The following is a 7,210-nucleotide window of genomic DNA, read 5'->3' on the forward strand; positions in this document are numbered from 1 at the left end:
TGGATCACTTCTCTGCTGTGGCCGGCTGCATAGCGGTCGGCTGGGCTGCGGCCAGTCGGGAGCGGCGGATGCCGTACAAGAAGTAGATCACGAGCCCGACGGCCATCCAGCCACCGAAGACCTGCCAGGTGACGGCGTCGAGGCTCCACATCACCCAGCCGCAGGCGAGGAAGCCGAGGATCGGCGTGAGCGGGAACAGGGCCACCTTGAAGGTGCGCGGCATGTCCGGTCGGGTGAAGCGCAGGATGATGACGGCGACGTTGACCAGGCCGAAGGCGAACAGCGTGCCGATGCTCGTGGCGTCGGCCAGCTTGCCCAGCGGGATGGTGGCGGCGAGGAGTCCGCAGAAGAGACCGACGATCACCACGTTCGCGCGGGGGACGCCGGTGCGCGCGTTGACCTTGCCGAAGGCCTTGGGCACCAGGCCGTCGCGGGACATCGCGAAGAGGATGCGGGTCTGGCCGTAGAGCACGGCGAAGACGACCGAGGCGATGGCGACGACGGCGCCCGCGGCGAGGACGACGCCCCAGACGGTGTGGCCGGTGACGTCGGTCATGATCTGGGCCAGCGCGGCCTCGGTGCCCTCGAAGTCCTGCCAGGGCATGGCGCCGACGGCGACGAAGGCCACGAGCACGTAGAGGACCGTGACGATCAGCAGCGAGAGCATGATCGCGCGGGGCAGGTCGCGCTTGGGGTTCTTGGCCTCCTCACCGGCGGTGGAGGCGGCGTCGAAGCCGATGTAGGAGAAGAAGAGGGTGCCGGCCGCGGCGGTGATGCCCTCCCGGCCGAGCGGGTTGAAGTTCGCGTAGTTGCCGGACTTGATGCCCATGGCGCCGATGCCGATGAAGAGCAGCAGGGTGACGATCTTCACGCCGACCATGATCGAGTTGATCCGGGCGCTCTCCTTGGCTCCGCGCATGAGGAAGACCATGGCGAGCAGGACGACGACGAGCGCCGGCAGGTTGATGAAGCCGCCCTCGCCCATCGGGGCGGAAATGCTCTCCGGGATCTTGACGCCTATCGTCCCGTCGAGGAATTCGTTGAGGTACTCGCCCCAGCCGACGGCGACCGCCGCGACGGAGACCCCGTACTCCAGGATCAGGCACCAGCCGCAGACCCAGGCGACGAGCTCGCCCATGGTGGCGTAGGCGTACGAGTATGAGGAGCCGGAGACCGGCACCGAGCCGGCCAGCTCCGCGTAGGACAGGGCGGAGAACAGGGCGGTCAGGCCCGCGATGACGAAGGAGATCGTGACGGCGGGGCCGGCCTTGGGGGCGGCGGTGCCGAGGACGACGAAGATGCCGGTGCCGAGCGTCGCGCCGATGCTGATCATCGTCAGCTGCCACATGGTGAGCGAGCGGCGCAGGGAGCCGCCCTCGCCCTGGCCGCCCTCGGCGACCAGCTGCTCCACGGGCTTGCGGCGCAGGAGCGGGTGGGCGGGCTTGCGCGGCGCCCCGGGGGCGGGGGCGAGCGGTGGCGCCTGGCCGTGATCGAGCACGAGGGGACTCCTTTGTCACTGCGGGTGGGGTTGTCAGGCGTCGACCGCAGCGGTCCGGAGCAGGAGCAGGCCGAGAAGGCCTGGGCATGGGGGACCGCCGAGCAGGCGGTCCACGCCACTCCACGTACAGCGAGTGAGCCTACGAGCTGAGTGATACCGCCCGTAATGCACCATCCTTGCACATTGGCGACTGATCGTTGCGCGGATCTGTCCTGGATGGTCCTTTGTTGCGCGGGGATGATCGATCAGTGCGCGGCCGATCCCGACCCGCATTCTTGACACTTCGTCAGATCTGCCGCAGCGTGCCGCCATGGACCTGGACGTGCTCTACGAGATCGACGTGCCGCGGCCCTGGCGGGGAGCCCACCCGCACGGCCAGCGGGCCGCTGAGCAGCGCGCTTACCGGGAGGCGGTGGAACAGATCCGGCTCGCCGACCGGATGGGCTTCCGTACCGTCTGGGCGGTCGAACACCACTTCCGCGAGGGCCGCTCGCACTGCCCGGCCCCCGAGGTGCTCCTCGGGCACCTGGCGGGGCTCACCGAGCGGATCCGGCTGGGCTTCGGCGTGACCCTGACCCCCTTCGCCTTCACCCCGCCCCAGCGCATCGCGGAGAAGGTCGCCACCGTCGACGTGCTCTCCGGCGGCCGGGTGGAATGGGGCACGGGCCGGTCCACGCCCATGGAGCAGGCCGCCTTCGGGGTGGACCGGGAGAAGTCCCGCGAGGACTGGCGCGAGGCCATCGGGATCGTGACCGGAATGTGGCGCGAGGAGTACTTCGCGTACGAGTCCGAGCGCTTCCGCTTCCCGCGCCGCATGGTCACCCCCAAGCCGGTGCAGGACCCCCACCCGCCCGCCTGGATGGCGGCCACCTCCCCCGGCTCCGCGGAGGTCGCGGGCGCGCACGGCCTCGGGCTGCTCTCCTTCTCGATCATGCAGCCGCTGGAGGCGATGGCCGCCCAGGTGGCCGCCTACCGGGCGGCGGCCGCCGCCCCGAGCCCCCTCACCGACGTCACCACGGACCGGGTCGCCGCCTACACCCTGGTCCACGCGACCGGGCGGCGCACCGAACCGGGTCCCCGGGTCTGGGAGTCGGTCGCCTGGTGGTACTCCAACCTGGCGCAGTTCACCCTGGAGTGGGAACTGCCGCACCTGAGCCCCGAGGAACGGGAGCGGACCTTCCCGCTGCTCACACCGATCCTCGAAGGGAACGTACCCGTACGGGAGTTCAGCGACGGGGACATGATCCTCATCGGGGACGCGGAGACGATCGTCACCAAGGCCAAGCGGTACGCGGACCTCGGCGTCGACCAGCTCATCTGCTACGTCCAGTGGGGGTACCTGGAGCACCGGGAGATCCTGCGGACCCTGGAGATCCTCGGCAAGGAAGTCATCCCGGAGCTCGCCCGCTACACGCCCCGCGGGGCCTCCGCGTGAGCGACGGCCGCGACACCTCGCCCCTGCCCCGCAGCGCACCCGGCGCCTCTCCCGTCCCCGACGGCGGGCCCGACGTCTCCCCCGCCCCCGATACCTCCCCCGCCCCCGATACCTCTCCCGTCCCCGACTACGCCGCCCTGCACCGCCTCGACGGCCGCGGCCTCGTGCTGCTCGGTGCGGGCAACGGCATCGGGCGGCAGACCGCGCACGCGCTGGCCGCGGGCGGCGCCCGCGTGCTCTGCGTGGACGTGGACGAGGAACGGGCCCGGGCGGTCGCCGCCGAGACCGGGGGCGTCCCGTACGCCGCCGACGTCACGCGGCGCGAAGCCGTGCGGGAGCTGTTCGCCGCGGCGCCGGAGCTGCTCGGCGGCCGCCCGGTCGGCGGGGTCGTCGACATCGTGGGCATGGCCCGGTACGCCGCGCTGCCCGAGCTGGACGACGCCGGCTGGGACTGGCACTTCGACCTGGTGCTGCGGCACGCCTGGCTCGCCGTCCAGTACGGCGGCGAGGCCGTCGCCGCGGCCGGCGGCGGCCCGCTGGTCTTCGTCGCCTCCGTCTCCGGGCTCACCGCTGCCCCGCTGCACGCCGCGTACGGGGCCGCGAAGGCCGGCCTGATGTCGTTGGTCCGCTCGGCGGCGGTAGAGCTGGGCCCGCGCGGGGTACGCGTCAACGCGGTGGCACCGGGTGTGGTGTGGACCCCACGGGTCGCCGCCCTGCTGGGCCCCGAGGGGCGCAGGCTGAACGCGGAGAACGCCCCGCTGGGCCGGGTCGCGGAGACCCGGGACATCGCGGCCGCGCTGTACTTCCTGGCTTCGCCGCAGTCCTCGTACGTGACCGGCCAGACGCTGGTCGTGGACGGCGGCGTCGGCGTGAAGTTCCCGTACCCGACGGTCGGAGAGACACGATGAGCACACGGGAAGCCGGACCGGCCGCAGGGCCGGACACAGGCCCGGGCGCGAGCCTGGGCACGAGCCCGGGCCCAGGCCCGGGCCCGGAGGCGGGCACGGCCGCGCAGGCGTCCGCGTCCGCGCACGCCGGTGCGGAGCACGCCGGTGCGGAGGCCGGGCCGTGGCTGGATCCGGGGCCCTTCCTGCGCGGCGTGGCCTGGCTGGACGGGGGCCGGCCCGTGCGGGCCGACCCGGCCGACACCATGCGGCTGCCGTGGGACACCGGCGAGCGGGCCACCCTGCCCATCGGGGTGCGCCTGGAGTTCACCGCGCCCGGCGCCCGGGCCGTGGAGATCCACTACCGGGCGACCGTGCCCGGCCCCACCGACGCGCTGCGCGACCTCGCGCACGGGTTCGCCCTGTGGGACCGGCACGGGGTGGTCGGCGAGCTGTACACCGAGCCGGCCGCGGAGGCCGTCGTACGCCTCGAACTGCCGGGCGGCTCCGGCCCGTTCACCATCCACCCGCCCGAGACGCAGTCCCCGCTGATCCTCGGCCTGCGCGGGATCGGCGGCCCGCTCGCCCCCGCACCGCCCGCCACCCGCTGGGTGGTGCACGGCGACTCCATCACCGAGGGCTGGTGGTCCACCCGGCCCGCGCACGGGTGGCCCTCGGTGGCCGGGCGGGCGCTCGGCTGGGACACCGTCAACCTCGGCTACGCGGGCGCCGCGCGCGGGGAGCTGGCCTGCGCCGAGCAGATCGCCGGACTCCCCGCCGACGTCCTCACCCTCGCCTTCGGCACCAACTGCTGGTCCCGCGTGCCCTTCTCGGCCCCGCTGCTGTACGAGACCACCCGCGCGTTCCTCGAACTGGTCCGCCAGGGCCACCCCCGGACCCCGCTGCTCCTCCTCTCCCCCGTGCTGCGCCCCGACGCGGAGCGCACCCCGAACAAGCTGGGGGCCACCCTGGGCGCCCTGCGCGACGCGATGGAGCGCGCCACCCGGGAGCGGATGGCCGCCGGCGACGAGCGGCTGGTGCTGCTGCCGGGGCGGGAGGTGCTGGGCCCCGAGCACCTGGCGGACGGGCTGCACCCCAACGACGCCGGACACCGCACGCTCGGCCTCGCTGTGGCCACGGCCATGAAACGCGCCGGGTTCGGCCTGGGGTGAGTGAAACAGCCCACATCGGAGGAATTGAACAGATCGGCTCCGACAGGGCGTGTCCTGCACACAGTTGCCGCCGCTCCGCTCCGCTCGACCGGACGGACGCGGCGGCGCAGGCAGGGACACACACGTGGGAGAGATCAAGATGGGCATCAAGCGCGGAACCACCCTGGCGGCCGTGGCGGTCGTCGTCGCACTCACCGCGACCGCGTGCGGCGGGAACGACTCGGCGGGCGACACCGCCAAGCCGGCCGGAGCGGTCGCCGCCCCCTCCCAGGCCCCCTCCTCGGGCGACGGCTACGGCGACGGCTACGGCTCGGGATCCGGCGCCGACGCGGCCGGCGCCGCGCAGCCCGGCGGTCAACTGGCCATCGCCCAGAACGAGAAGCTCGGCTCTGTCCTCGCCGACAGCGCGGGCTTCACCCTCTACCGCTTCGACAAGGACACCGCGAAGCCGTCCAAGTCCTCCTGCGACGGGGACTGCGCGAAGGTCTGGCCGGTGGTCGCGGCCGGCGACGCCACCGCCGCGGCGGGCATGGACCCGGCGCTGCTGGGCGAGGTGGTCCGCACCGACGGCAGCAAGCAGCTGACGGTGGCGGGCTGGCCCGTGTACCGGTACAGCAAGGACACCAAGGCGGGCGAGACCAACGGGCAGGGCGTCGGCGGGACCTGGTTCGCAGCAGCGCCCGACGGCAAGAAGGCGGCCAAGGCGGCTCCCGCGGCCGCGGGCGCCGGCCAGGCCTCCGGCGCGCTCACCGTGGCCAAGGACCCGAAGCTCGGCGAGCACATCGTCGACGGCAACGGGATGACGGTCTACCGCTTCAAGCCCGACACCGCGTGGCCCATGGTCTCCAAGTGCGAGGGCGACTGCGTGGCCAAGTGGCCGGTCGTGCCGCCGGTGGACCGGGCCGACGCCAAGGGGATCATCGAGAAGAACTACCTGGTGCTCGACCGCCCCGACGGCAAGAAGCAGCAGACGGTGAACTGCTGGCCCGTCTACACCTTCACCGGTGACAAGAAGGCGGGCGACATCAACGGGCAGGGCGTCGGCGGCACCTGGTACGCGGTGGCCCCCGACGGCAAGCTCATCACCGTCCAGTAGCCCTCGCCGGCCAGCGCCCCTCGCCGGCCAGCGCCCCTGCGACCACCTGACCGCGCGGCCCCCGCCTCCCCTCCCCCCCGGGGCGGGGGCCGCGCACCGTTTCGCCCCGGCCGGGCGGAACCTAGACTCCGCATCATGCTGCGCGTACTGGCCGTCGACGACGAGAAGCCCCTGCTGGAAGAGCTCCTCTACCTGCTGCGCTCGGACCCCCGGGTGCTGAGCGCCGAGGGCGCCTCGGACGCCACCGAGGCGCTGCGCCGGATCACCCGGGCGCTGGAGAGCGGCCCGGACGGGGCCGACGTCATCGACGTGGTCTTCCTCGACATCCACATGGCGGGGCTGACCGGGCTGGACATCGCCCGGCTGCTGGCCGGGTTCGCGCGGCCGCCGCTGATCGTGTTCGTCACCGCGCACGAGGGGTTCGCCGTACAGGCCTTCGACCTCAAGGCCGTGGACTACGTGCTCAAGCCGGTCCGCCCGGAGCGGCTGGCCGAGGCCGTACGGCGGGCCTGGGCGCAGTCCGGCCGGTCCGGGGAGCAGCCCCCGGCCGCCGCCCCCGAGGCCGTACCCGGCGTACCGGCCTCCCGCGCGGCCCTCCCCGAGGGCCCCGCGGCCCCCGCCGCCCCGGCCGCGGCCGCCGCCGCCCGCGGCGCGGACCGGGCGCCCGAGCAGATCGCCGTCGAACTGGGCGGCGTCACCCGCTTCGTGGCGATCGCCGACATCGCGTACGTGGAGGCCCAGGGCGACTACGCCCGCCTGCACACGGAGGAGGGCAGCCACCTGGTCCGGATCCCGCTGTCCACACTGGAGGAGCGCTGGGCGGCACGCGGCTTCGTCCGCATCCACCGCCGCCACCTGGTCGCGCTGGCCCGCATCGACGAACTGCGCCTGGACGCGGGCACCACCACGGTCCGCGTAGGCACGGCCGAACTCCAGGTGAGCCGCAGGCACACACGGGAGCTCCGGGACCTACTGATGCGCCAGGCGATGGGCTGAACCACCCCCGACGCGGGGCACAGCCCGGAGGGGGTCCGGGGCACAGCCCCGAAGCAGGCCCGGGGCGCAGCCCCGAGGGGGGTCCGGGGCGCAGCCTCCAAGCGGGCCCGGGGCACAGCCCCGAGGGGG

Annotated in this window: 6 protein-coding genes; 5 read left to right on the plus strand and 1 reads right to left on the minus strand. The window is 73.7% G+C overall.

The genetic code is table 11. From position 1 onward, the window contains the following. Positions 1-4: 4 nt before the first annotated feature. A complete protein-coding gene (locus tag ACIA8F_RS28250) occupies positions 5-1,498 on the minus strand; it encodes an amino acid permease (RefSeq protein ID WP_399382902.1) in 1,494 nt (497 codons plus the stop codon). A 310-nt stretch (positions 1,499-1,808) separates the two neighbouring features. Here ACIA8F_RS28250 and ACIA8F_RS28255 point away from each other — a divergent pair, with 310 nt between their 5' ends. The 5 genes from ACIA8F_RS28255 (at position 1,809) to ACIA8F_RS28275 (ending at position 7,081) form a co-directional block, all read left to right on the plus strand. Further along, positions 1,809-2,933: an LLM class flavin-dependent oxidoreductase gene (locus tag ACIA8F_RS28255; RefSeq protein ID WP_399382904.1), complete on the plus strand. Its 1,125-nt coding sequence runs from the start codon at positions 1,809-1,811 to the stop codon at positions 2,931-2,933. Then, entirely contained in the window at positions 2,930-3,841 is a 912-nt protein-coding gene (locus ACIA8F_RS28260; protein ID WP_399382905.1) for an SDR family oxidoreductase, read from the plus strand. Before ACIA8F_RS28255 ends, ACIA8F_RS28260 begins: the two co-directional genes overlap by 4 nt. Continuing rightward, on the plus strand, positions 3,838-4,989 hold the full coding sequence (locus ACIA8F_RS28265; RefSeq protein ID WP_399382907.1) for a GDSL-type esterase/lipase family protein: 1,152 nt from the start codon (positions 3,838-3,840) through the stop codon (positions 4,987-4,989). The genes ACIA8F_RS28260 and ACIA8F_RS28265 overlap by 4 nt, the downstream gene beginning before the upstream one ends. Positions 4,990-5,128: 139 nt before the next feature. Next, positions 5,129-6,085: an SCO0930 family lipoprotein gene (locus ACIA8F_RS28270; protein ID WP_399382940.1), complete on the plus strand. Its 957-nt coding sequence runs from the start codon at positions 5,129-5,131 to the stop codon at positions 6,083-6,085. Positions 6,086-6,220: 135 nt separating this feature from the next. Beyond that, positions 6,221-7,081, plus strand: a complete 861-nt coding sequence (locus tag ACIA8F_RS28275) for a LytR/AlgR family response regulator transcription factor (RefSeq protein WP_399382908.1) — start codon at positions 6,221-6,223, stop codon at positions 7,079-7,081. Positions 7,082-7,210: the final 129 nt, after the last annotated feature.

Origin of the sequence: Streptomyces sp. NPDC051563 (assembly GCF_044454225.1) — a bacterium.
Classification (GTDB): Bacteria; Actinomycetota; Actinomycetes; order Streptomycetales; family Streptomycetaceae; genus Streptomyces.